The following is a 20,909-nucleotide window of genomic DNA, read 5'->3' on the forward strand; positions in this document are numbered from 1 at the left end:
AGCGAAGGCCTATTCCGCAGCGATCGCCGCCGCCCGGTTCTGCTCGATCCGCGTCGTCAGGGCCTCGTGCTGCTGCCACAGGGCCTGGGGCAGACGATCGCCGAACTGGGCGTAGAATTCGGGGATCAGAGCCGCTTCCTCGGCCCAGACCTCGGCATCGACATCCAGCAGGGTCGACAGATCGGCCTCGGTCAGGTCCAGACCCGACAGATCCAGGCTGGCCCGCGTCGGCACCCGCCCGACCGGCGTATCGACCGCCTCGGCCTCGCCGTCCAGCCGCTCGGAAATCCACTTCAGGACACGCGCATTGTCGCCGAAGCCGGGCCAGACGAACCGGCCCTCGTCGTCCTTGCGGAACCAGTTCACGAAGTACAGGCGCGGCAGCTTGCCCGCCTCGGCCTTGCGGCCCATCGACAGCCAGTGCGCGAAATAGTCGCCCATATTGTAGCCGCAGAACGGCAGCATGGCGAAGGGATCGCGGCGCAGGGTGCCGATGGCATTCTCCGCCGCTGCCGTACCTTCAGACGCCACGGTCGAGCCCATGAAGACCCCGTGCTCCCAGTCAAAGGCCTCGGTCACCAGCGGCACGGCACTGGCCCGGCGGCCACCGAACAGGATGGCATCGATCGGCACGCCTTTCGGGTCTTCCCACTCCGGCGCGATGGTCGGGCACTGGCTGGCCGGGGCGGCGAAACGGGCATTGGGATGTGCCGCAGGCTCGCCGGACGCGGGGTCGTGCGGCACACCCTTCCAGTTGGTCAGACCCTCGGGCGCAGGCTTGGAGAGACCTTCCCACCAGACGTCGTTGTCATGCGTCAGCGCCGTATTGGTGAAGACGGTGTTGGTCGCCATGGTCGCCAGGGCATTGCCGTTGGTGTTGCGGCTGGTGCCCGGCGCGACGCCAAAGAAGCCGGCCTCGGGGTTCACGGCGTACAGGCGGCCATCGTCACCGAAACGCATCCAGGCGATGTCGTCGCCGATGGTCTCGGCGGTCCAGCCCGGAATGGTCGGCTGGAGCATGGCCAGGTTCGTCTTGCCGCAGGCGCTGGGGAAGGCGGCGGCGACATATTTGGCGCGGCCCTTCGGGTCCGTCAGCTTCAGGATCAGCATATGCTCGGCCAGCCAGCCCTCGTCTCGGGCCATGATCGAGGCGATGCGCAGGGCATAGCATTTCTTGCCCAGCAGGGCGTTGCCGCCATAGCCCGAGCCATAGGACCAGATTTCGCGCGTCTCCGGATAGTGGACGATCCACTTGTCCTCATTGCACGGCCAGGCGACGTCAGCCTGACCTTCGGCCAGAGGCGCGCCCAGCGTATGCACGGCGGGCACGAAGACGCCGTCGGTGCCCAGCACGTCCAGTGCGGGTTGGCCCATGCGCGTCATGATGCCCATCGAGACGGCCACATAGCCGCTATCGGTGATCTCGACGCCCAGGGCGGAGATATGCGAGCCCAGCGGCCCCATGGAGAAGGGCACCACATACATGGTGCGCCCGGCCATGCAGCCGTCGAACAGCCCCTGCATCCGCGCCCGCATCTCGACCGGATCGGCCCAGTTGTTGGTCGGCCCGGCATCAGCCTGATCCGCCGAGCAGATGAAGGTGCGGCTCTCGACGCGGGCGACGTCCTTGGGGTCCGAGGCGGCATAGTAGCAGCCGGGGCGTTTGGCCTGGTCCAGTTCACGCAGCGTACCCTTGCCGATCAGGTCGGCGATGATTTCCGCCTTCTCGGCCTCCGAGCCGTCGCACCAGTGGACCCGGTCCGGCCTGGTCAGGGCGGCGATCTGCTCGACCCAGGCGATCAGCCCGGCGTGCGCGGTCGGGGCCGGGTGCAGCCCGGGGATGGCGGATGGGGTCATGCTACTCTCCTGAACGTCCTTGGCCCGGCGATCTGACGTCGCCGTGGCCCCTCCCGATGCGCAAACGATCACGCATTGTTACGCGCGGAATGACACCTCCGGTGCCGCTCCGTCAACTGACGCAAAAATCATTCGCCAATGAGCTATGACAGGGCTCGCCTCGGCATCTTTCCGGTCGCGGTTCGAGGCCGGGCAGGCTATCGGAACGACCATGCAGACGATGGACACGATCACCACACTGCCCGACGGGGCCGCCGCCTCGCCCGCCGTGGCCCGCAACACCGGGCCGATCCTGGAAGTACTGCGGGCCCATCTGCCCGCGCGGGGTCGTGTGCTGGAAGTCGCCGCCGGGTCTGGGGAGCATGCCGTGGCCTTCACTCGCGCCCTGCCCGGCCTGACCTGGACGCCCAGCGACCCCTCGCCGGACGCACGCACCAGCATTGCCGCCTGGGCCGGGGCCGCGGCTCTGCCCAATCTGTCCGCCCCGCTGGCCCTCGACGTGCTGGATGAGGCGACCTGGCCAACCGAAACCGTCCACGCTGTCGTCTGCATCAACATGGTCCACATCAGCCCGTGGAGCGCGACGATCGGCCTGATGCGGCTGGCTGGTCAGAGCCTGATCCAGCCCGGCGGCCTGCTGGTTCTCTACGGCCCCTTCCAAGAGGCTACCGTGCCTCTGGCCCCCTCCAACGCCGCCTTCGACGACAGCCTCAAGGCCCGCAATCCCGACTGGGGCCTGCGCGATCTGGACGCGGTGGCCGAGGCGGCGCGGTCTGAGGGCCTGCGCCTGACCCTTCGTCGAGATATGCCGGCCAACAACCTGATGCTGCTGTTCCGGCGGGTGTCATGAGCTTTTCGCGCACCTATGACGGCACCGAGCCCGTCCGCATCAACAAGTGGCTGGGCCAGACGGGTGTCTGCTCTCGGCGAGAGGCCGATGCTCTGATCGCCGACGGTCTGGTGTCCATCGACGGTGCGGTCGTCACAGATGCGGGCCGCAAGCTTGAGCCCGGCCAGACCCTGACCCTGAACGACCGGGCCACCGCTACCCTGGCCGAGGGTATCACCATCGTCATGCATAAGCCGCTGGGCTTCGTCTCGGGCCAGCCTGAGCCGGACAAGATTCCGGCCGTCCGCTTGCTGACCTCCGAGAACCTGGTCGGGCCGGGCGAGGCCCCGCCCGAGGACATGTCCCTGCCCCCTATCGGCCGGCTGGACGAGGATTCGCGCGGCCTTCTGCTGCTGTCGTCCGACGGCGTGGTGGCCAAGGCGGTGATCGGGCCGCAGTCCGATCTGGACAAGGAGTATCTGGTCCGCGTCCGCGGCGACGTCACCGAGAACAAGCTGAAGCTACTGCGCTACGGCCTGCGGCTGGACGGGCGTCAGCTGAAGCCGGCACGGGTCAGCCGCATGGACACCTTCCGCCTGAAGTTCATCCTACGCGAGGGCCGCAACCGCCAGATCCGGCGCATGTGCGACATGCTGGAACTTGAGGTCGTCGACCTGATCCGTATCCGCATCGGCCCGTTACGGCTCGACAATCTGCCGGAGGGCCGCTGGCGCATGCTGACGCCCGAAGAGCGGGCCGCCCTGGTCGGCTGAGCCCGCGTCTTCAGGCTGGCTTTAACCCACCTTGCCGGCGGCAGCGGCAACGGCAGCCATGTCTTCCAGTGGCAGGATCGTCTGACCGGTGACCATGATCGCCGGAGCATCCGCCAGGTCTTCGCTCGCCCGATCCAGCGCGCGCAGCGTTGCCGCCACGCCTTCACCGAACGCCAGGATGGGCATGCCCTTGGCACTGGCACGCATGATGGCGTCGTTCAGAGCGGCAGCGGCCTCGGGGTCGGCCGATCCCGCCGGGACGATGAGGGCCTTCAACGCCCCGCTGTCGATGTCTGATACCTGGGCGGTGGCCAGTACGCTGGTGCCGCCGACATTCATGCCTGCCTCGCCCACTGACATGGGGGCCAGCGACAGGCCGTTGGCTCTCAGGACGGCTTCGGCGTCCGGCATGGGGCCGAATGTCATGGCCCGGCGCATGGCCAGACCGACACGGGCACGGATGGGTGCGGGCCGATAGCCATAGCGTGAACCGGGGTTGGAGCGGGGCGTAAACGGGGCTTTGCGTTGAGCGAACAAGGCGTCTCCTGGGTTGGTCCTCGGGTTACGACATCGACGGCCAAATAGACGACGACCACCCGTCGAGGAGGCGGGCGGCGGTAAGGCTGGATGTCTGGGAGCGCTGGAGATGGGCACTTCCTCCAATGATTTCAAGGCCTGGCGCGCCGGATCACTCGCAGACATGACAAGGCTTCCCTCTGAACCCGCCTTGGCTAAGGTGACCGCGGGAGGGCCGCACATGAACGCCATGAAGATCCTGCAGTCGGTGGAGGAACTGCTCTACGAGGTCATGTCGTGGTTGCTGTTCTATCCGCGCACCCTGGCGATGACGCTGCGCCATCCCCTGCGGACCATGCACTATTCGGACGCCGAACAGCGCGACAAGCCCGAGAAACAGTATCTGGAAACCCTCAGCCCGCCGCTGTTTCTGGTGCTCAGCATCCTGCTGGCCCACGGCCTGGAATTACTGTTCGGCGTGCCCGTCACCGACGAGCCCAATCCGGTCAGCCGCTTCATCACCGCCAGCGAGCAGAATCTGCTGGCCTTCCGCGCCCTGATGTTCAGCCTGCATCCTCTGGTCTTTGCCTGGGCCTTCCTGAAACTGTCGAAGCACAAGGTCGATCGTGACAGCCTGCGCACCCCCTTTTTCGCCCAGTGCTATCTGGCGGGCGCGACCTCCATCCTGGTCAGTGTCGGCAGCCTGGGCGTCAACGACCCGCTGATCTGGACGACCCTGACGGGCATGGCGATCGTGGTGGCCATCACCGTCTGGTATATCGCCATCCAGCGGCTGTGGCTGATGGCGATCCCCGGCATGGTCCAGTGGAAAGCCTGGGCCTGGGCCTTCGGTCTGTATCTGATGACCACCAGTCTTGTGGTCGCGGCCAATGCCCTGATCGAATAGCCGGGCCTATTCGTCGCGATAGGTTTCGCCGCCCTTCATCACGAAGACCACCCGTTCCAGTTCGGTGACGTCGCTCAGTGGATCGCCCCCGACTGCAATCAGGTCTGCCGGCATGCCCACAGCAATGCGCCCGGCCTGATCACTGATTCTCAAGTGCTCTGCAGCGCCCACCGTCGCCGACTGCACGGCCTCCAGCGGCGTCAGGCCTGCCCGCACCAGCAGGGCGAACTCCTGGGCATTGTCACCGTGGGCCGAGACGCCGCTGTCCGTGCCGAAGGCGATCCGCACACCACCGTCATGCGCCCGCGTGACCATGTCCAGCATCTTTGGCCCGGCCTCCAGCGCCTTGGTCGTCTGCGCGGGCGTAAAGAAGTTGTCCGGCCCCGAGGCGATGCGCGCCACATAGTCCCCGGCCAGCAGCGTCGGCACCAGCCAGACCCCTTCGCGCCCCATCAGCCGGATCGACTCGGCGTCCAGATAGGTGCCGTGTTCGATGGAATCGCCGCCCGCACGCAAGAAGCTGTTGATGCCGTCCGCGCCGTGGGCATGGGCGGTCACCTGCCGCCCCATCCGGTGACCCGCTGCGACGATGGCGGCCAATTCCTCGTCCGAGAACTGCTGGCCCAGACCCGCCGCCGTGTTGGACAGGACCCCGCCCGTCGCCGTGATCTTGATGATGTCGGCACCCGAACGCACTTGCGTCCGCACCGCCCGCTGGCAGTCCTCGACGCCGGAACACACGCTTTCCGGCGACAGGATGTGCATGACGTCCTCGCGGTAGCCATTGATGTCTCCGTGACCGCCATGGATCGACACGGACGAGCCTGAGGCGATCACGCGCGGCCCAGGCACGTCGCCGCGGCGGATCGCGTCGCGCAGGGCAAACACGGCCTCGTTCGATCCGCCCAGATCGGCGACTGTCGTGAAGCCCGCCATCAGGGTGCGCCGGGCATAGCGCGCGCCGACAAAGGCCTGTTCCGCATTGGATTGGGTCACCTCTTCCAGCCGCCCGTTGGGGTTCTGCTGGCCGGTCAGATGCACATGGCTGTCGATCAGGCCGGGCAGCACGAATGAGTCGCGCAGATCAATAATCTGACCGTCTCCAACGAAGCCGTCGCGGATTTCGGCGACTTGGTTCCCTCTGATCACGATAGTTTTATCGCGCTGCACAACGCCGTTCGATGGATCGGCCAAGAGCCGACCAACTTGAACGAACGTCGTTAAATCATCCCCGGATACGGGAGTGCTCGCCGGACTTTGCGCCGCAACGCTTGTGCCGACGGCCAGAACGACCGCCGTTATCATCGATGCCATAACCCGCATGAAACCCCTCCCAAGGACAGCGGCTACCATAGCCTGCGCTCGCTAATCGCCAAGGCCGAGGTTGAAACCGGCGTCACACTTTGAAACAAACCCTCCCTTCGATGAAACCGCACGAAGGGCGTCGTATGCGGCTTGCGAGACGAGGATTCATTCTGGGCGGTGCCGCCCTGCTGTCGGGATGCGCAACAGCGGGTGCTGTGCAGCAGCCCCAACTAGCGACCACACCCGGCATCATTCCGCCACAGCCGGCGGCCCAGCCCATCGTCGTCGCGGCCAGTCAGGTCGCCCCGCCCCTCGATCCCCGCAGCATAGTTCGCAAGGACCTGATGGACCGCGCCATGGCGGCGCTGGACATCCATCACCACAAGGTGCCGCTGCGCGACCGGATGTATCTGGTCGATTTCCAGAAGTTCTCGGGGGAAGAGCGGCTGTACGAGGTCGATCTGGTCGCTGGAAACGTCACGCCCCTACGCACCAGCCACGGTCGCGGCTCAGACCCGACGCACACCGGCTTCGCCCGCCGCTTCTCCAACGAGCCCGACAGTCACATGTCCTCGCTCGGGGCCTATGCCACCGCCGGGGCCAGCTATGGCTCCCAGCAGGGGCCGAACGTGCTGCTGGACGGGCTGGAGTATTCCAACAATCTGGCCCGAGACCGCGCCATCATCATCCACGGTGCCGACTACGCCGATCCGCGCTTCCTGGCGCGCGAGGGCAAGCTGGGGCGGTCATATGGTTGCTTCTCCGTCGCCCACGCAGACCTGCCGGCCCTTCGCGAGCGCATGGGCACTGGCCGCTTGCTGTTCGCCTACACCTGAGGCTGGCGAAGTAACCTAGTCCCGCTCCACCGCCCGCCAGCCAATATCGGTGCGGTGAAAACCACCGGGCCAGTCGATCTTGCGCACCGCCGCATAGGCCCGTTCGCGCGCCTCGACGATATCGCGCCCCCTCGCACAGACGTTCAGCACGCGCCCGCCGGCCGCTGCCAGTTGGCCGTCGTCCCGGCGCTTGGTGCCCGCGTGAAACACCTGCACATGCGGGCCAAAATCCTGTTCTGCGCCCCGGATGATCGATCCTTCCAGCGGGCTGTCAGGATAGCCCTTGGCCGCCAGAACCACACAGATCACCGTATCGGTGGAGAACGTCGGCAGACGCGCCTGGGTCAGGTCACCCTTCGCACAGGCCAGCAGCAGGGGCACGATATCCCCGTCCATCCGCATCATCAGGACCTGGCATTCCGGATCGCCGAAGCGGGCGTTGAACTCCACGACCTTCGGACCCTGTTCGGTCGCCATCAGCCCGGCGTACAGCACCCCGCGATAGGGCGCGCCCTCAGCCGCCATGGCCGCCACCACTGGCTGCACGATCAGCCGCTCGGCCGCCTCGACCAGGTCGGGCGTAAAGACGGGGGCCGGCGAATAGCTGCCCATGCCGCCCGTGTTGGGGCCCAGATCGCCGTCGAAGGCGCGCTTGTGATCCTGCGCCCCGCCCAGCAGCAAAGCGCTCTGGCCGTCACAGACGGCGAACAGCGAGCCTTCCTCGCCGTCCATGAACTCCTCGATGACGACGCGGGCTCCGGCAGTGCCGAACCGACCGCCCAGCATCCGCTCGATCTCGGCCTCCGCGTCGCGCTTGTCGGGACTGATCGCCACGCCCTTGCCGGCGGCCAGACCGTCGGCCTTGATCACATAGGGTGGCTTGAACACCGTCAGCGCCTGCCGCGCCTCGTGCAGTCGCTCATAGACGCCATAGCCGGCCGTCGGGATTTCGTGGCGTTCCATGAAGGCTTTGGAAAACGCCTTGGAGGTCTCCAGCCGCGCCGCCTTGGCACTGGGTCCGAAGCACGGAATGCCCGCCGCGGCCAGCCGGTCCGCCAGACCAGCCTCCAGAGCCGTCTCCGGCCCCACGACGACCAGATCGGCCCGCATCTCGCGCGCCAGCACCGTCAGGGCATCCGCATCCGTGACCTTCACATCGACCCGCTCGCCCAGCGCATCCATGCCGGGGTTTCCCGGCGCGATGACCAGTCGACGCACCAGCGGCGACTGGGCGATCTTCCAGGCCAGGGCGTGCTCGCGCCCTCCCGATCCGACGAGCAGAATATTCATGCCCGCGACATGACCGCACCTGCGAACACGGTCAAGTCACAGGCGCGGTTAGCGAGGTCTTATCGTTCGTTCAGCGGGCGGGCGGCGTCCAGCGCGGCAGGGCCGCCAGTTGCGCCGCCGTCAGGTCGGTCATCAGGTCGCGGTCGTCCGATCCATTGGTCGGGACCGGCGCGGCCCGCACGTCACCGACCGGCACCACGACCTTCACATCGCCCGGTCCTTCCAGCTCGACGACCAACTGCGTCAGCTGGCCACCGGCGTCCAGAACCAGCGTCTCGACATCGCCCAGGTCCGTGCCGTCCGCCGCGTGCAGGTCGGCGTCCTCCAGCTGATCGCGGCTCATGTCGAAAGCGATGGCGGCACGCGCCGTCGCCGTATCAGCGGCCTGTTCCGTCACGGGCGCGGGCGCAGCACCGGGTGCGGGCGGCTGGACGACGTCATCGGTGCTGTCGGAACAGGCCGAAATCGTGATGGCCCCGAGGGTGGCGACGGCGGCGATGGCAAAACGGTTCATGATGTCTCCTGGGGTCAAAGCATGGCGGACAGGGCATATACCCCGATGCCGATCAACAGGATCACGCCCACCACGAGCCACAGGCTGACGGCTGGTGCGGCACTTCTGCGACCCAGTTCCCGCTCGTCGGGGTTCTGGTCGATGGGGTCGGTATCCTGGGGATCAGCGGGCATGGTGAAGCTAACGACCTGTGCTGAAAGGCGTTCCCGGCATGACGATCTGGCGCTAAGACCGACACATGACTGACGACTACGTCTTCGGCGGACCGGCAGAAGCCGCCGCCCCGCCGCGCGACAACAACCCGCCGCAGTCGGTGTCGGAGCTGTCCTTTGCGCTCAAGCGCACGCTGGAGGACCGCTTCGGCCACGTCCGCCTGCGGGGCGAGGTGTCCAAGGTCAATCACCATGCCTCGGGCCATGTCTATCTGACCCTCAAGGACGACAAGGCCGCGATCGACGGCGTGATCTGGAAGGGCTCGGTGCGCGGACTGGGCGTCCGGCCTGAGACGGGGCTGGAAGTTATCGTCACCGGCAAGATCACCTCCTACCCGGCCCGCTCCTCCTATCAGATCGTCATAGAGAGCATGGAGGCCGCCGGTGCCGGTGCGCTTCTGGCCCAGCTGGAGCGTTTGAAGGTCAGACTACAGGGAGAGGGCCTGTTCGATCCGGCCCGCAAGAAGGCCATCCCCGCCTTTCCAGCTACCATCGGCGTGATCACCAGCCCGACGGGCGCCGTCATCCGCGACATCCTGCACCGCATCGCCGAGCGCTGGCCCTGCCGCGTCATCGTCTGGCCCTGCGTGGTCCAAGGGGATGCCGCCGCCGCCCAGGTCGCGAACGCGGTGCGCGGTTTCGATGCCTTGGGTGCCGATGGCGTCATTCCCCGCCCTGACCTGCTGATCGTCGCGCGTGGCGGTGGCTCGGTCGAGGATTTGTGGGCCTTCAACGACGAGACCCTGGCCCGCGCGGTCGCCTCGGCCACCATCCCGATCATCTCCGCCGTCGGGCATGAGACCGACACCACCCTGATCGATTTCGTCTCCGACCGCCGGGCCCCGACCCCGACCGGGGCCGCCGAGATCGCCACGCCCGTCCTGGCCGATCTGCGCTATGCCGTGGCCGATCTGGAGCGGCGACTGGCCCGCGCGGGCGGCCGTCTGATCGAGGAACGCCGCACCCGCCTTCGCGCCGCCGCGCGTGGCCTGCCGACCCGGCCCGAAGACCTGCTGGCCCTGCCCCAGCAGCGTCTCGACCTGGCCAGCAGCCGACTCAGTTCCGGCCTGCAGCGCAATGTCTCGATTCACGGTCAGCAACTGGTCTCCACCTCGGCCCGCCTGGGCTCACATCTGCTGACGCAGCGGCTGAGCCGTGCGGATGAACGCCTGGTCATGGCCGACCGTCGTCTGCAAGGCGGCCTTTCCGCCAATGTCGCGGCCCACCAGCATCGTCTGCTGAGGGTCGCCAGTCGCCTGTCGCCCGATCCGCTGCACCGACGTCTCGATCAGCGGCTGGCCCGCCTGTCCGCCGTCTCAGATCGCCTGACGCCCGCCCTGCCCCGCCGCCTGGACCGAGACGAAGCGCGCCTGGCGGCCCTGTCCCGCGCTTTGGCGGGCCTGGATCCCAAACGCCCCAAGCCCGGCTTTGCCCGCGTCGAGACAACCGACGGTGCCATGATCAGCAGCGCAGCGGCCCTGACCGCCGGGCAAGCCGTCAGCCTTGTCTTCGCCGATGGGTCACGTGGGGCACATATTGACTCTGACGACGGCACCCAGGCACCCACCGTCGGCCGTCCCCGGCCCCGACCAGCGCCATCTCCAAAGCCCACACCCGCTCCACAGGGCGATCTTTTTTAGCCGACAAGCTCTGCCTTGTAGGCCTAACTCGCGCTATACGAAGCCATGACCCAGACCGCACCCGGCCAGGCCACCCTCCACTATGGCGACGGCGAGTTCGCCGTCCTGAAGCCTGGCCGCTACGTCACCTGCGCCGTTTCTGGACGCGGGATACCACTGGAGATCCTGCGCTACTGGTCGGTCAGCCTTCAGGAGGCCTATGCCGGTCCTGACGAAGCTTTCAAACGTCTGGCCCAGGTGGACTGATCAAACCGTCATAAGCCTGTCGAATGTGGACGATGGACGCCGATTCCGTTCGCGCCTACCGTGACTGTCTGTTCCGACGCCCGGTGATTCAAGCTTTCGATGTCCTCGTACAAATCCGTAAAAATCCTGCTGGTCGATGACAACCAGCACATGAGGGCCATCACCTCCGCCGTGCTGCAGTCTGCTGGCGTGCGCGACGTGCATGAGGCCGGCGACGGCCCCCTGGCCCTGGAAATCCTGAAGGGCCACGACATCGACGTGGCCATCGTCGATTTCAACATGTCGCCCATGGACGGCGTGGAGTTCACCCGCCTGGTCCGCAACAGTCCAGGCAGCGCCAATCCCTATCTGCCCATCATCATGATGACCGGCCACTCGGAAAAGAGCCGGGTGTTCGAGGCCCGCGACGCCGGCGTGACCGAGTTCGTGACCAAGCCGCTGACCGCCAAGGCTCTGCTGGACCGGCTTCACGCCGTGATCTTCCGGCCCCGGCCCTATGTGAAGACCGACAGCTATTTCGGTCCCGACCGCCGTCGCCGCAACGATGCCAATTACAACGGCGAAAAGCGCCGCGTCGCGGATCATCAAATCGCCTGATCGGTCTCCGTCAGCGTCGCATAGACCCGGTCTGGCCAACGTTTGTGCACCCAGAACCAGTCCACGGGATGCTCGCGCACACGGTCTTCGATGAAGCGAGTGATCGCCTGTACGCCACGCGCAATATCGGCTGATCGATTACCGGTCTTCTCCAGCGCGATCGGGTCATGGACGGTCAGGCGAAATCGAACACCAGGCAGCCGCGTGACCGACAAGGGCTGCAACACAGTTCCAAACTTAAGGGCGAGGCGGCTGGGTCCCGGTGCCGCATTCACCGGCTGGCCGAAGAATGTCACCTCGGGCCCTTCCGAGAATTTCTGATCGTTCATCAGGGCGACCGACTCGCCCCGCGCCATCCCGGCCAGTAGCTCCCGCGCCCCGTCCCCGCCCTTGGGCGCGAACAGGGTGATGCCGTAACGCGCTCTGGCGGCGATGATCTGGGCGTCGACATAGGGATTGTTGGCCGCGCGATAGGTGATCTGGCACGGCACACCCGCGCCGATGATGGTTGCCGCCAGCGTTTCGATATTGGCGAAATGCCCGCCGACGAAGACCACCGGCCGGCCGCTGTCGCGGATGGCATGCAGACGCTCCAGCCCCACGACCTCTATCCGGTCCTGGGCCACGATCTGGTCCATCAGCGCCGTCTCGGCAAAGGCCCGGCCTGTCTGCTCCCACTGGTCCAGCGCCAGCCGCTCGCGCTCGGCCGGCGGCATGTCCGGAAAGGCGATCCGCAGGTTACGCATCACCGTCTTCTGTGTACCCGTTTTCGGTCCCAGGGTTCGCAACAACCAGCCGCCCAGCCCTGACGCCCGCTGCACCCCCAGCAACCGCATCAGCCCGATGAAGGCCGCGAACCCCATGGCCTCCAGCCGCCAGCTCAGATCCTGGCGAAAGCCGACCTTGCGTGTGCCCTCACCAGGCAATCGTCAGCCCGCCATCGACCACCAGAGTCTGGCCGTTCACATAGGACCCGGCCTTCGAGCATAGATAGACCGCCGTTCCCGCGATCTCGTCCGGCTGGCCGATGCGTTTCATGGGATTGGGCTCGACCGTCACCTTCAGCACCTCCTCGTTCTCCCACAGATAGCGGGCGAAGTCGGTCTGGATCAGGCCCGGCGCGATACAGTTGACCCGCACATTCGACGGCCCCCACTCCACCGCCAGATTGCGCGCCAGCTGCATGTCCGCCGCCTTGGAGACATTGTACGCCCCGATCAGGGCATTGCCCCGCAGGCCGCCGATGGACGAGATGATCACGATCGCCCCGTCCTTGCGCTCGATCATCTGCGGCGCGACCATCTGGGTCAGCCAGTGATTGGCCAGTACATTGTTGTGGAAAATCTTCTCGAACTGCTCGTCGGCAATCCCCGCCATCGGACCGGCATAGGGGTTGGACGCGGCATTGCAGACCAGGATGTCGATCTGGCCGAATGCGACAATGGTCTCGTCGACCAGTCGTTGCAGGTCGTCCTTGGAGGCGATGTTGGCCGGGATGGCGATGGCCGTGCCCTCGCCGTGCTTTTCGTTGATCGCCGTGGCGACTTCATCGCACGGCCCAGCCTTGCGCGAGGAGATGACGACCTTGGCTCCATGCTCCGCCATCCGCTCTGCGATCGCCTTGCCGATGCCCTTGGACGAGCCCGTGATGATGGCGACCTTGCCGGTCAGATCGAACAATTCCATGCATATCCCCGTATTCTGTGCGTTTGGCCTATAGGCGTGCGTCTCTGATACCCTGATACTCCAGCGATTCCATCCGGGAAGGCGGAACAACCGTTTCCATGCGTGCACTGACCCAGGGCTTTCTGTTCTTCAGCTATCTGTTCGTGGCCATGACCCTGGGCACATGGCTGTGGAGTGCCAACCTGGGTCTGGGATCGGCGGTTGCCGGTTTCGTGGGGGCTGCGGGCCTTCTGGTCGCCATCCACGTCCTCATTGCCGCCCGCGCCGACAAAGCCGCCCTGCGCAAGGAGATCGACACCGTCCGCCAGGCGCATCGCCTGCTCGCCGATGCGATGGAATCGACCCAATCCGCCCTGACCGACCTGGCCGGGGCGATCGAGGCCGGCTCCCTGACCTCGACCGAAAGCCTGACCGGCGAGGTCCGCATGCTGGAGAGCCTGATCCAGCAGATGAGCGAATCAATCGACCAGCGCATGGCCACCCAGGCCCCCGCCTCCGGCCCCTTCGAGGCCCGTTGGCAGCAGCAGTCAAACGTCCTGCTGCACACCATCCATGATGCCCTGACCGAAAACCGCGTCGACCTGTACCTGCAGCCCGTCGTTTCCCTGCCCCAGCGCCGGACCCTTTTCTACGAAAGCTTCACCCGCCTGCGGGCCGCCGACGATCGGGTCATGATGCCTGCCGAATACCTGTCGATCGCCGAAGGCGAGGGTCTGGTGCCCGCCATCGACAACCTGCTGCTGTTTCGCTGCGCCCAGATCGTGCGGCGACTGGCACGCCAGGACCGCAAGGTCGGTGTCTTCTGCAATGTCGCCCTGACGTCCCTGGCCGACGAGGCCTTCTTCCCGCAGTTCCTCGATTTCCTCAGTGAGAACCGCGACCTGAACCAGGCCCTGATCTTCGAACTGGGCCAGGCCACTTTCGACGCGCGCGGTGCGGTCGAGGCCCGCAACATGGCCAAGCTGGCTGACCTCGGCTTCCGTTTCTCCATCGACAAGGTCCAGACGCTGGACCTCGACTTCGCCGACCTTCAGCGATCCGACGTCAAGTTCATGAAGGTCTCGGCCGAGCTGCTGATCGAACAGCTACTCGACCTCGACATTGCCTCGCCCCTGCCCGGTCGCCCGGACATATCGGCCGTCGATTTCGCCGACCTGACCCGCCGCTACGGCATCGAGCTGATCGCCGAGAAGTGCGAGACCGAGCGCCAGATCGTCGACATCCTCGAACTCGACATCGGCATGGCCCAGGGCCACCTGTTCGGCGAGCCCCGCGCCATCAAGGAAGCGGTCCTGGCCGAAACCGACCCACCCGCCGAGTTCCTGCGCAACACCCTGCGCAGCGCCGATCAGCGCCGCCGAGTGCACTAGAAGTCAATACCGGCGGTAACCATCGCGCCGATACTCGTCCTGCCAGTAGATGCGCTCGCGGCCGTAGCGATAGTCGCGATTGTAGCCGCCGAAGCCATAGCCGCAGGGATCGTCTTCAGCTGACAACTGATTACCCAGCAGCGCCCCGGCCACGGCACCGATGGCCGCTCCGGCTTCGCGGTCGCCGCGCCCGGCGACGGCTGCCCCGACCGCCGCGCCCAGCGCCGCACCTGACGCCGTCGCAAACTCGCGATTGCGCGCGTAATCCCGCTCGCACGCCGAGGCATAGCCATCCGTCGTCGCACAGGACGCTGCGATCAACCCGCAGGCCCCCACTGCCGCCATCGTCAACATCGTTCTCATGAACCCTCTCCCTCGTATATCTGAAGCAGCAACGTGCGGTGCGCAGCGCCAGTTCCTTGGACGCGCGGGCTGTTGCCCTTCTCCCCGCTCCCAGAACCCGCTATCTGCCGCCTATGACCCTGCCCCACGCGCCCTCCGGCCTCGGCGAGATCGCCGGCAACTACGACATCCTGCTCTGCGACGTCTGGGGCGTCATCCACAACGGACGCGAAAGCTGGCCTGAGGCCTGCGAGGCACTGATCCGCTTCAACCGCGACCACGGGGCGGTTGTGCTGATTTCCAACTCCCCACGCCCGGCCCACGACGTTGTCGCCCAGCTCGATGCTCTGGGCGTGCCGCGTGCCGCGTGGAAAGCCTTTGTCACATCGGGCGATGCCACTCGCGCCGAGCTGTCGAAACGTGCACCCGGTCCGGCCTGGATCATCGGTCCTGATCGTGACTGGCCCCTGTACGACGGGCTCGGACTCGACATTGCCGAGGGTGCCGCCGATGCCGCCTTCATTTCCGTCACCGGCCCGGTCGATGACAATGTCGAGACCCCCGAGGACTACCGCGAGCGTCTTGCCGAAGGCGCGGCCAGGAACCTGGAACTGATCTGCGCCAACCCGGATCGCGTGGTCCAGCGCGGCGACAAGCTTATCTATTGCGGCGGGTCGCTCGCCGACCTGTACGAGGAACTCGGCGGCCGCGTAACCATGGCCGGCAAGCCCTTCTCGCCCATCTATGGCCTGGCGCTGAAGGAAGCCGAGGCGCTACTGGGTCGCTCTGTCGATCGCTCGCGCGTCCTGTGCATCGGGGATGGCGTCGTCACCGACGTGCTGGGAGCGGACCGCCAGGCCCTTGACTGTCTGTTCATCGCGCAGGGCATCCATGGCGATGCTGCCCGTGGGCCCGACGGTCTGATCGACCCGGCCCGTGCCGCAGATCTCCTGAAGGCCGAGACCACCCACGCCCGCTATGCGATGCTCGATCTGACGTGGTGACATGCGACAATTCAGTCTAAGGCCCGTTCATGGTTGATCTGGTCACAGCGCACGCCTCGGGCGGCTACATCCTCGACGAGCTTCACGTCGGCATGGCCGCCGAAAAGAGCATCTTCGTCACCGAGCAGCGTATCCAGCAGTTCGCCGAGGCGTCGGATGACTTCAACCCGGTCCATCTGGACGAGGCCTTCGCATCGAAGACGGCCTATCGCGGCCGCATCGCCCACGGCCTGCTGTCGGCCTCGTTCGGCTCTGCCGTGGTCGGCACCATCCTTCCGGGTGCCGGTGCCATCTATATTTCACAGACGCTCCAGTTCCACTTCCCGGTCCGCATAGGCGACACGGTCCTGATCCGCATCACCGTCCTGTCGGTCGATCAGGAGACGGCGCGGGCCGAACTGAACTGCGAGGGCTTTGTCGACGACAAGTTGATCATGGACGGCATCGCCGTGGTCCGCGTTCCCCGCCGTCGGCGCCCCGGCAAGGCCTGATCTTGGTCCAGGTCGTCACAGACTGGCGCGACCTGCCTGAGGATCTGCGCGGAGCCGCCGTCGCCATCGGTGCCTTCGACGGTGTCCACCGCGGACATCAGGCCGTCATCGTCGCCGCGCGTCAGGCCGCCGAACGGCTCGGTGCCCCTCTCGCCGTGGTCAGCTTTGAGCCCCATCCCCGCCGCTGGTTCCAGCCCGAGGCTGCTCCCTTCCGCCTGATGACCACCGACCAGATGGCCCGCGCCCTGGTCCCCCTGGGTGTCGAACGCCTGTATCTACTGCCCTTCGACGTCGACATGGCCGCCATGACGGATGAGCAGTTTGCTGTTGAAGTTCTCGGTTCTGGCTTGGGCATCCGCCACGCCGCCGTCGGCTTCGACTTCACATACGGCAAGGGTCGCAGCGGTTCGCCCGAGGGTCTGCGCCGCCACGGCAAACAGCTGGGCTTCACGGTCAGCGTCATCGACCGACTGGACGATCCCGACGGGCTGAAGCTGTCGTCTTCAGCTGTGCGCGAGGCGCTGAAGGCCGGCGACATGGCCCGCGCCGCCACCATCCTGGGCCGCCCCTTCGCCATACAGGGCGAGGTCGTGCACGGCGAAAAGCGCGGTCGCACCATCGGCGTGCCCACTGCCAACGTCCGCTTGGGCGAATACATGCGACCGGCATACGGCGTCTATGCCACCCGCACGCGCATGGCCGATGGTCGTATCGTCGGCGGTGTCGCCAACCTGGGCATCCGTCCCATGTTCGAGATCGAGGAGCCGCTGCTGGAGGTCTGGTTGCTGGACTTTTCAGGCGACCTGTATGGCCAGATCATCGAGACCGAACTGGTCGCCCTGCTGCGCGGCGAGATGAATTTCGACAGCCTGCACGCCCTGAAGGCCCAGATCGACGCCGACGCCGCCGCCGCGCGCGCCGTCCTGTCCGCCTAGCCTCCCGCGCACCGCCCTGCTAGACCGATCCCATCATGACCGTCCGCCTGTTTCGCCCGATTTCGATTAGCCGCCCGGCGTAGCGCCAACGGGCTCAAGCCCCGTGCTCGCCGGGATCGAAACATCACCGCGAACGATCACCCAAAGATACGCCTGGACGACTGATATGGCCGACGCCACACCCGACACCCCTACCGACGCCGCGACGGGCCGCGACTATCGCGAGACCGTCTTCCTGCCCGAGACGCCCTTCCCCATGCGCGGAGGTCTGCCGCAGAAGGAACCGCTGATCCTGGAGCAGTGGGGCGACCTGTATTCGACCCTGCGCAAGACCCGTCAGGCCCAGGGTGCACCGCTATACGTCCTCCACGACGGCCCGCCCTATGCCAATGGCAACATCCACATCGGTCACGCCCTGAACAAGACGCTGAAGGACTTCGTGGTCCGGTCGCGGTTCCTGCTGGGCTATGACGTCGACTACGTCCCCGGCTGGGACTGCCACGGCCTGCCGATCGAGTGGAAGATCGAGGAACAGTACCGCGCCAAGGGCCGCCGCAAGGACGAGGTGTCCAAGGCCGAGTTCCGGGCCGCCTGCCGCGAATACGCCGCTGGCTGGATCGACGTGCAGCGCGATCAGTTCAAGCGGCTGGGCATCACCGGCGACTTCGACAACCGCTATGCGACCATGGACTTCACCACCGAAGCCGCCATCGTCGCCGAGTTCCACAAGTTCAAGAACTCCGGCCAGCTGTATCGCGGCTCCAAGCCCGTCATGTGGTCGCCGGTCGAGCGCACCGCCCTGGCCGACGCCGAGATCGAATACCACGACCACGTCAGCCCCACGATCTGGGTCAAGTTCCCGGTCGTCGGCACGTCGGACAGCCATCCGGACGACCTGCTGGCCTTCCGCACCCAGACACCGTCGGTCGTGATCTGGACCACCACGCCCTGGACCATCCCGGCCAATCGGGCGATCTCCTATGGCCCCGACATCGCCTATGGCCTGTACGAGGTCGCGTCGCTGGAGACCGGGCTGGACTTCGAGCCCTGGGCCAAGCCCGGCGACCGCTTCATCATCGCCGACAAGCTGGCCGAGGACGTCTTCAGGGCGGCGAAGATCGCCACCTGGACCCGCGTCTATGACATCGACCCGTCGGGTCTGGAGTGCGCCCATCCGCTGGCCGCGCTGGACAGCGGCTACGGCTTCTCCGTGCCGTTGCTGTCGGGCGACCACGTCACCGACGATGCCGGCACCGGCTTTGTCCACACCGCGCCCGGCCACGGCGCAGACGACTATGAGGTCTGGAAGGCGCACGGCCACAAGGAGGTGCCCGACACGGTCGATCCCGACGGCGCCTACTATCCGCACGTCCCCCTGTTCGCGGGCCTGAAGGTGCTGGAGACCGAGGGCAAGAAGACCGGCAAGTTCGGCTCGGCCAACCCCGCCGTGATGGAAAAGCTGATCGAGGCGGGCACCCTGCTAGCCCGCGGACGGCTGGAGCATTCCTACCCCCACAGCTGGCGCTCCAAGGCGCCGATCATCTTCCGCAACACGCCCCAGTGGTTCATCCGCATGGACGAGCCGCTCAAGGACGGCGACACCCTGCGCGACAAGGCCCTGACGGCCATCGACACCACGGCCTTCCACCCGGCGGCGGGCAAGAACCGCATCCGCACCATGGTCGAAAGCCGCCCCGACTGGTTGATCAGCCGCCAGCGCGCCTGGGGCACGCCCCTGGCCATGTATGTCGACAAACACACCGGCCATCCGCTGCATGATTCAGAGGTCGATGCCCGCATCCTGAAGGCCATCGCCGAGGGCGGGGCCGATGCCTGGTTCGACCGGCCTGACGCCGACTTCCTGGGTGCCCACGATCCGTCGCGCTACGAGAAGATCACCGACATCCTGGATGTGTGGTTCGACAGCGGCTGCACCCACGCCTTCACGCTCGAAGCCCGCGATCCAGCCCATGGTTATACCGGCGACCGCCCATCGCACTGGCCGGCCAACCTGTATCTCGAAGGCTCGGACCAGCATCGCGGCTGGTTCCAGTCCAACCTGCTCGAAGGCTCCGGCACCCGTGGCCGCGCCCCCTATGAGGCCGTCCTGACACACGGCTTCACCCAGGACGAGAACGGGGAGAAGATGTCCAAGTCCAAGGGCAACACGACCGACCCCGCCGTCATCATCAAGGAAAGTGGCGCCGACATCCTGCGCCTGTGGGTGTCGCTGGTGGACTATGCCGAGGACCAGCGGATCGGAAAGCAGATCCTCCAGACCACGGTCGATGCCTACCGCAAGCTGAGGAACACCGTCCGCTATCTGCTGGGCGCACTGGACGGTTTCGACGAGGCCGAACGCCTGACCGACTATGCGCAGATGCCGCCGCTGGAGAAGTTCATCCTGCATCGCCTGCACGAACTGGATGGCCAGGTGCGTCAGGCCTATGCCGAATACCGGTTCCAGGACGTCGTCCGCCCGGTGCTGGAGTTCTGCTCCGGCGACCTGTCGGCCCTGTATTTCGACATCCGCAAGGACAGTCTGTACTGCGACCGCCCCGACGCGGTCCGCCGCCGTGCCGCCCGCACGGTGATGGACGAAGTCTTCATGCGCCTGACGGCCTGGCTGGCTCCGCTGACACCCTTCACGATGGAAGAAGCCTGGGGGACACGTTTCCCGGACGGCGGCTCGAACTGCGCGCGGGTGATCCCGGAGACGCCGGGGGCGTGGGAAAACGTCGAAGAAGCATCACGCTGGGGCTACGTTCAAACTGTCTTGGAAGTCGTCAACGATGCCTTGGAGGAGGCCCGGCGGCAGAAGATCATCGGTGGCGCGCTTGATGCGTGGCCGTCCGTCACAGGCCCGAACGACGTGATCAATGCCTTCCGAGACCTCGATCCCGCTGAAGTCTTCCGCACCTCCGGAGCCACCTTGGTTCCGGGCGATGCCATCGCGGTTACTGTAGCGCTGGCCGAGTATCCCAAATGCGCCCGGTCATGGCGCCGCGTGCCTGACGTTGGCTCCGACCCCGGCTACCCCGACCTCAGCGCTCGCGATGCGAACGCCGTCCGGGCCTGGGACGCGGCGCGAGCCTGACAGCCATGATGGGCATGCAGACATCGGAACCGGCTCTGACGGCGCTCGCCGCTTGGGCCCTGGTTCCGATGGTCCTGCATTTTGGCCTGGTGGTCAGCCTCTATGTCGTCCTGACCTGGACACGGCTGATCGTCGTCAAACGTAGCGAGGCCACCAAGGCCGACTTCGCCCGCGCCGACGGCGACCCGCGTCTGTCCGCCCGCATCCAGCGCAATCTGGCCAATCAGTTCGAGGCCCCGGTCTTCGCATGGATCGGCCTCGGCCTGCTGATCCTGACCGGGCAGCTAAACACGTTCGACGTCGCCGCCGCCTGGCTGTTCCTGATCGGGCGCGTGATCCACAGCGCGGTTCAGTGCACCGGCGACAATGTCGCCCTGCGCGGCCAGGTCTTTACGATCAACTTCGTGGCCATCCTCTGGCTGATGGCGCACGCGGCGTGGGTCGTTGTGCTCAGCCTCTAGG

Annotated in this window: 22 protein-coding genes; 13 read left to right on the forward strand and 9 right to left on the reverse strand. The window is 66.2% G+C overall.

Features of this window, described 5'->3' with window-relative positions:
• Window positions 1–9: 9 nt before the first annotated feature.
• On the reverse strand, window positions 10–1,857 hold the full coding sequence (locus tag AC4PRM_RS06360) for a phosphoenolpyruvate carboxykinase (GTP) (RefSeq protein ID WP_492039219.1): 1,848 nt from the start codon (window positions 1,855–1,857) through the stop codon (window positions 10–12).
• Window positions 1,858–2,068: 211 nt separating this feature from the next.
• Here AC4PRM_RS06360 and AC4PRM_RS06365 point away from each other — a divergent pair, with 211 nt between their 5' ends.
• Window positions 2,069–2,707, forward strand: a complete 639-nt coding sequence (locus AC4PRM_RS06365) for a DUF938 domain-containing protein (RefSeq protein ID WP_492039220.1) — start codon at window positions 2,069–2,071, stop codon at window positions 2,705–2,707.
• Complete coding sequence (locus AC4PRM_RS06370; RefSeq protein WP_492039221.1) at window positions 2,704–3,459, forward strand: pseudouridine synthase; 756 nt, start codon at window positions 2,704–2,706, stop codon at window positions 3,457–3,459. Before AC4PRM_RS06365 ends, AC4PRM_RS06370 begins: the two co-directional genes overlap by 4 nt.
• Window positions 3,460–3,480: 21 nt before the next feature.
• On the opposite strand, the gene AC4PRM_RS06375 is transcribed toward AC4PRM_RS06370, so the two are convergent.
• A complete protein-coding gene (locus AC4PRM_RS06375; protein WP_373258977.1) occupies window positions 3,481–3,996 on the reverse strand; it encodes a hypothetical protein in 516 nt (171 codons plus the stop codon).
• A gap of 220 nt (window positions 3,997–4,216) precedes the next feature.
• Between AC4PRM_RS06375 and AC4PRM_RS06380 the strand changes: the two genes are divergently transcribed.
• On the forward strand, window positions 4,217–4,882 hold the full coding sequence (locus AC4PRM_RS06380) for a hypothetical protein (protein WP_487923353.1): 666 nt from the start codon (window positions 4,217–4,219) through the stop codon (window positions 4,880–4,882).
• A gap of 6 nt (window positions 4,883–4,888) precedes the next feature.
• On the opposite strand, the gene AC4PRM_RS06385 is transcribed toward AC4PRM_RS06380, so the two are convergent.
• Window positions 4,889–6,205, reverse strand: a complete 1,317-nt coding sequence (locus AC4PRM_RS06385; RefSeq protein ID WP_492039222.1) for a metal-dependent hydrolase family protein — start codon at window positions 6,203–6,205, stop codon at window positions 4,889–4,891.
• 125 nt (window positions 6,206–6,330) lie between these two features.
• Between AC4PRM_RS06385 and AC4PRM_RS06390 the strand changes: the two genes are divergently transcribed.
• Complete coding sequence (locus AC4PRM_RS06390; RefSeq protein ID WP_492039223.1) at window positions 6,331–7,023, forward strand: murein L,D-transpeptidase catalytic domain-containing protein; 693 nt, start codon at window positions 6,331–6,333, stop codon at window positions 7,021–7,023.
• 15 nt (window positions 7,024–7,038) lie between these two features.
• Here AC4PRM_RS06390 and purD read toward each other — a convergent pair whose 3' ends face one another.
• From purD to AC4PRM_RS06405, 3 genes are all read right to left on the reverse strand, one after another.
• Window positions 7,039–8,313 (reverse strand): phosphoribosylamine--glycine ligase, encoded by a 1,275-nt coding sequence (purD, locus tag AC4PRM_RS06395; protein WP_492039224.1) that lies wholly within the window; start codon window positions 8,311–8,313, stop codon window positions 7,039–7,041.
• A gap of 70 nt (window positions 8,314–8,383) precedes the next feature.
• On the reverse strand, window positions 8,384–8,827 hold the full coding sequence (locus tag AC4PRM_RS06400) for a hypothetical protein (RefSeq protein WP_373258987.1): 444 nt from the start codon (window positions 8,825–8,827) through the stop codon (window positions 8,384–8,386).
• A gap of 14 nt (window positions 8,828–8,841) precedes the next feature.
• The gene (locus AC4PRM_RS06405) at window positions 8,842–9,000 is read right to left on the reverse strand and encodes a hypothetical protein (protein ID WP_492039225.1); all 159 of its coding nucleotides are present in this window, start codon (window positions 8,998–9,000) and stop codon (window positions 8,842–8,844) included.
• Between the two features lie 65 nt (window positions 9,001–9,065).
• On the opposite strand from AC4PRM_RS06405, the gene xseA reads away from it, so the two are divergent.
• The 3 genes from xseA (at window position 9,066) to AC4PRM_RS06420 (ending at window position 11,522) form a co-directional block, all read left to right on the forward strand.
• Window positions 9,066–10,679, forward strand: a complete 1,614-nt coding sequence (gene xseA / locus AC4PRM_RS06410; protein ID WP_492039226.1) for an exodeoxyribonuclease VII large subunit — start codon at window positions 9,066–9,068, stop codon at window positions 10,677–10,679.
• A 45-nt stretch (window positions 10,680–10,724) separates the two neighbouring features.
• Window positions 10,725–10,925, forward strand: coding sequence for a DUF2093 domain-containing protein (locus AC4PRM_RS06415; protein WP_487923361.1), 201 nt, complete (start codon window positions 10,725–10,727; stop codon window positions 10,923–10,925).
• Between the two features lie 99 nt (window positions 10,926–11,024).
• Window positions 11,025–11,522, forward strand: a complete 498-nt coding sequence (locus tag AC4PRM_RS06420) for a response regulator (protein ID WP_487923362.1) — start codon at window positions 11,025–11,027, stop codon at window positions 11,520–11,522.
• Here the strand turns inward: AC4PRM_RS06420 and AC4PRM_RS06425 are convergent.
• Both AC4PRM_RS06425 and AC4PRM_RS06430 read right to left on the reverse strand, forming a co-directional pair.
• Complete coding sequence (locus tag AC4PRM_RS06425) at window positions 11,510–12,385, reverse strand: lysophospholipid acyltransferase family protein (RefSeq protein ID WP_373259014.1); 876 nt, start codon at window positions 12,383–12,385, stop codon at window positions 11,510–11,512. The two genes, AC4PRM_RS06420 and AC4PRM_RS06425, sit on opposite strands and share 13 nt — an antisense overlap.
• A 52-nt stretch (window positions 12,386–12,437) precedes the next feature.
• Window positions 12,438–13,208 (reverse strand): SDR family NAD(P)-dependent oxidoreductase, encoded by a 771-nt coding sequence (locus AC4PRM_RS06430; RefSeq protein WP_373258997.1) that lies wholly within the window; start codon window positions 13,206–13,208, stop codon window positions 12,438–12,440.
• A 98-nt stretch (window positions 13,209–13,306) separates the two neighbouring features.
• Here AC4PRM_RS06430 and tipF point away from each other — a divergent pair, with 98 nt between their 5' ends.
• Complete coding sequence (gene tipF / locus AC4PRM_RS06435; RefSeq protein WP_373258998.1) at window positions 13,307–14,578, forward strand: flagella assembly cyclic-di-GMP phosphodiesterase TipF; 1,272 nt, start codon at window positions 13,307–13,309, stop codon at window positions 14,576–14,578.
• Between the two features lie 3 nt (window positions 14,579–14,581).
• On the opposite strand, the gene AC4PRM_RS06440 is transcribed toward tipF, so the two are convergent.
• A complete protein-coding gene (locus tag AC4PRM_RS06440) occupies window positions 14,582–14,941 on the reverse strand; it encodes a glycine zipper 2TM domain-containing protein (RefSeq protein ID WP_373258999.1) in 360 nt (119 codons plus the stop codon).
• Between the two features lie 113 nt (window positions 14,942–15,054).
• Here AC4PRM_RS06440 and AC4PRM_RS06445 point away from each other — a divergent pair, with 113 nt between their 5' ends.
• The 5 genes from AC4PRM_RS06445 (at window position 15,055) to AC4PRM_RS06465 (ending at window position 20,908) form a co-directional block, all read left to right on the forward strand.
• A complete protein-coding gene (locus AC4PRM_RS06445) occupies window positions 15,055–15,924 on the forward strand; it encodes a TIGR01459 family HAD-type hydrolase (protein WP_487923364.1) in 870 nt (289 codons plus the stop codon).
• A gap of 29 nt (window positions 15,925–15,953) precedes the next feature.
• A complete protein-coding gene (locus AC4PRM_RS06450; protein WP_492039227.1) occupies window positions 15,954–16,415 on the forward strand; it encodes a MaoC family dehydratase in 462 nt (153 codons plus the stop codon).
• 2 nt (window positions 16,416–16,417) lie between these two features.
• On the forward strand, window positions 16,418–17,350 hold the full coding sequence (locus tag AC4PRM_RS06455) for a bifunctional riboflavin kinase/FAD synthetase (RefSeq protein WP_373259002.1): 933 nt from the start codon (window positions 16,418–16,420) through the stop codon (window positions 17,348–17,350).
• Between the two features lie 166 nt (window positions 17,351–17,516).
• A complete protein-coding gene (ileS, locus tag AC4PRM_RS06460) occupies window positions 17,517–20,447 on the forward strand; it encodes an isoleucine--tRNA ligase (RefSeq protein ID WP_492039228.1) in 2,931 nt (976 codons plus the stop codon).
• A 14-nt stretch (window positions 20,448–20,461) separates the two neighbouring features.
• Window positions 20,462–20,908, forward strand: a complete 447-nt coding sequence (locus AC4PRM_RS06465; protein WP_492039229.1) for an MAPEG family protein — start codon at window positions 20,462–20,464, stop codon at window positions 20,906–20,908.
• Window position 20,909: the final 1 nt, after the last annotated feature.

The sequence above is a fragment of the Brevundimonas sp. DW-iso22 genome (genome assembly GCF_058725425.1).